The organism is Streptomyces sp. URMC 126 (assembly GCF_051386555.1).
Taxonomy (GTDB): Bacteria; Actinomycetota; Actinomycetes; order Streptomycetales; family Streptomycetaceae; genus Streptomyces.
This window is the reverse complement of sequence record NZ_JBPQTX010000525.1, coordinates 1-2,890: the sequence shown is the minus strand read 5'-3', so window position 1 is coordinate 2,890 and position 2,890 is coordinate 1. Positions and strand designations below refer to the sequence as shown.

The window sequence follows — 2,890 nt, the reverse complement described above, 5'->3', positions numbered from 1 at the left end:
GAGCGGGCTGCGGCGGGGCGGGCGGCGGCGCTCCGATCCGGTCCGGCGTCGTCGCCCGCAACTGCGCCGCCACCACCAGCAGCAGCATGCCCATGGCGAACAGCCCCGCTCCGACCCGCACCCATCCGCGGGGCACGCGGCGAGGCGCCCCGCCCCCGCGCGGAACCTCTTCCCGGGAGTCGGCCATCGCCCCAGGCTAGGGACCGGTTTCCGCCGCCAGAACGGCCGCCGCGTTTTCTACGCCGTTGTACGCAGCTCCCACGCCGTAGTGCGCAGCGCACCGCCCGGGGCTCACGCCCCCCCCGGATCCCTGCCCTCGACCGGCCCGCCGCGGCGGTGCGTTCACCTTCGCGTCGTCGTGACGCCACCTCGCCGGCCCCGGTTGTCGGTGGGGCATGATTCGATGGCCGTATGAGCCGTACAGTCGATGACTTTCTCGCAGGCGACCTGACCGACGTCGAGGAGGCGGTGCGCAAGGCCGCCGCGGCCGAGATCATGCCGCGTTTCCGCCAGCTCGCCGCCCACGAGATCGTCGAGAAGAAGGGGCCGCACGACCTGGTGACGGTGGCCGACAGGCTGGCCGAGGAGTACCTGACGGCGGCGCTGACGGTGCTGCTGCCCGGGTCGCGGGTGGTCGGCGAGGAGGCCGTGCACGCGAATCCGTCGGTGCTCGACGCGCTGGGCGGGGACGATCCGGTGTGGATCGTGGATCCGGTCGACGGCACCCGGCAGTTCGTGCACGGCGATCCCGGCTTCGCCACGCTCGTCTGCCTCGCCCACCGCGGCGAGCTGCTCGCCTCCTGGACGTACGCGCCCGCGCTGGAGCAGATGGCCACGGCCCGCCGCGGCGGCGGCGCCTTCCTCGACGGAAAGCCGCTGCGCCCCGGGCCGGCCGCGCCCGGTGCGGAGCTGCGGGTGGCGATATCGCACTACGACTTCACCACCGATGACGAGAAGCGCCTGCTCGGGCGGCTCGACACGCCCGGCGTCGCGCCGCGGCCCTGCGGTTCGGCCGGTCTGGAGTATCTGAACGTCGCACGCGGGGCGGCCGACGCGGTCGCCTTCACCTGGCCCAACGCCTGGGATCACGCCGCCGGGCTGCTGCTGGTCGCCGAGGCGGGCGGGGCGAGCGCGACGGTGGCGGGCGAACCGTTCCGGATCGGCGGCGGCAACACGATGCCGTTCGCCGCCGCGCGGGACGCGGGGACGCTCGCACGTATTCTGGCTCTCCTGGCGGCCTGAGGAGGATCCGCCCGCCCCGGCGGCGGGCCGTCCCGATCAGGGCTTGGCCTCCGCGCCGGGGCGTCCGGTCCGGGGCTTGTCCTCGTAAGGGACGGTCCCGCACCGGCCGGGGGTCCCCCTTACGGGGCCCGTCCCGGCCGGGGATGCTCCGTACAGGCCCGTCCCCACCGGGGCCGCCGGGCCCGTCCGGCCGGCCCACGCGCTCACGAGAAGGAGTCCGCCGGTGCCCACCATGCTCGACGCCGTCGTCGTAGGGGCCGGCCCCAACGGGCTGACGGCCGCCGTGGAACTGGCCCGCCGCGGCCTGTCCGTCGAGGTCTTCGAGGCGGCCGACGGCATCGGCGGCGGTGCCCGCACCGAGGAGCTGACCCTCCCCGGCTTCCGCCACGACCCGTGCTCCGCCGTCCACCCGCTCGGCATCGGCTCCCCGGCGTTCGAGGCGATGCCGCTCGCCCGGCACGGCCTGGAGTGGCTCCACCCGGAGCTGCCGATGGCGCACCCCTTCCCCGACGGGTCGGCCGCCGTCCTCTCCCGGCGCGTGGGGGAGACGGCCGCCTCCCTCGGCGAGCACGACGCGGGCGCGTACCGCCGCGCGGTCGAGCCCTTCCACGGGAAGTGGAACGACCTCGCCCGGGACTTCCTGCGCACCCAGTGGGACGGGCTGCCAGGCGACCCGGTGGGCTACGCCCGGTTCGGAATGGTGGCGGGGCTGCCCGCGGCCGGCTACGTACGCCGGTTCCGCGACGCCAAGGCCCGGGCGCTGTTCGCCGGGCTGGCCGCGCACGGCATCGCGCCGCTCACCGGCATCGGCACGGCTGGCATGGCCCTGATCTTCGCCCTGGCCGCGCACGAACGCGGCTGGCCCGTGCCGCGCGGCGGCTCGCAGGCCGTCGCGGACGCGCTGGCCTCGTACCTGCGCGCGTGCGGCGGCACGATCCACACCGGCTTCGAGGTCCGGCGGCTCGACGAACTGCCGCCCGCCCGCGCCTACCTCTTCGACACGTCCCCGACCGCCCTCGCCCGCATCGCCGGGCTCGGCGACGCCTACCGGGGCTTCCGGTACGGCCCCTCCGTCTTCAAGATCGACTACGCGCTGTCCGGGCCGGTGCCGTGGCGCGCCGAGGCCGCGCGCCGGGCCGGGACCGTCCATGTCGGGCCGACGTACGAGGAGATCCGCGAGGCGCTCAGCGCCGCCGTCCACGGCCGGGACCCCTCCGTCCCCTTCCTCATCACGGCCCAGCCCAGCATCGTCGATCCCGGCCGTGCGCCCGAGGGCAAGCACACGTTCTGGGTGTACGGGCACGTCCCCAACGGCTGGCGCGGGGACGCCACGGAGGTGATCGAGCGTCAGATCGAACGCTTCGCGCCCGGCTTCCGTGACCTGGTGCTGGCCCGGGCCGTCGCGGGCCCGCCCGCGCTCGCCGCCCGCAACGCCAACTACGTCGGCGGCGACATCGCCTGCGGCTCGGTCGCCGGCCTGCGGCTGCTCGTCCGGCCCAAGCTCGCCCGGGTGCCCTACGCGACCGCCCACCCCGCCGTGTTCCTCTGCTCCTCGGCGACGCCGCCGGGGCCGGGGGTCCACGGGATGTCCGGCCATCACGCGGCGCGGGCGGTGTGGCGGCGGCTGCGGGGCGTGTGAGGCGGGGGC

General features: G+C 76.1%; 3 protein-coding genes. 2 read left to right on the top strand and 1 reads right to left on the bottom strand.

What is annotated here, in order from left to right; translation table 11 throughout:
* Positions 1-187: hypothetical protein (locus ACSNOK_RS32270; RefSeq protein ID WP_436784342.1), on the bottom strand; the 187-nt coding region annotated here is incomplete at its 3' end.
* Positions 188-411: 224 nt separating this feature from the next.
* Between ACSNOK_RS32270 and ACSNOK_RS32265 the strand changes: the two genes are divergently transcribed.
* Positions 412-1,242, top strand: a complete 831-nt coding sequence (locus tag ACSNOK_RS32265) for an inositol monophosphatase family protein (protein ID WP_436784341.1) — start codon at positions 412-414, stop codon at positions 1,240-1,242.
* Positions 1,243-1,474: 232 nt separating this feature from the next.
* Entirely contained in the window at positions 1,475-2,881 is a 1,407-nt protein-coding gene (locus ACSNOK_RS32260) for a phytoene desaturase family protein (protein WP_436784343.1), read from the top strand.
* The last annotated feature ends 9 nt before the right edge of the window (positions 2,882-2,890 follow it).